This window comes from Paenibacillus sp. SER-28, assembly GCF_052906305.1.
In genome coordinates this window covers 1-476 of record NZ_JBRECM010000045.1, presented here as the reverse complement: position 1 = coordinate 476, position 476 = coordinate 1, and the positions used below count along the sequence as shown (strand labels likewise).

Sequence of the window (476 nt, the reverse complement as noted above, 5' to 3'; positions counted from 1 at the left end):
ATCTTGATGGATGGCTGGTGTGTGGCGTTAGTCACGGATGAGGTGTTTGAGGCTTATTTTGCAGCCGTGGAGCATAGACAGCCGAAGCTTGCCCCCGTGACTCCATACAGTCAGTATATTGAGTGGCTTGAAGCACAGGATGTAGAAGCAGCAGCTTCCTACTGGAAGGATTATTTGCTCGGCTATGATCAGCAAACTTCGATTCCGACCGGAAAAGTAGGCGTGAAAGCGGACGGTGCACAATTTGAGCATATCCTGTGCGATCTGGGCAAGGATTTGACTGGACGTATGGAAATGGTGGCCAAGCAGCACCACGTGACCCCGAATACATTGCTGCAAACAGCATGGGGCTTGCTGCTCCAAAAGTACAACGGTAGTGACGACGCTGTTTTTGGCGGTGTAGTGTCTGGTCGTCCAGCGGATATTACGGGGATCGAAAATATGGTGGGCTTGTTCATTAACACCATTCCAATACG

The 476-nt window shown here is 50.4% G+C and carries 1 protein-coding gene; it reads left to right on the top strand.

Annotation, left to right across the window (positions count from 1 at the left end):
* Positions 1–476: condensation domain-containing protein (locus ACUYLD_RS25500; RefSeq protein WP_446676229.1), on the top strand; the 476-nt coding region annotated here is incomplete at both ends.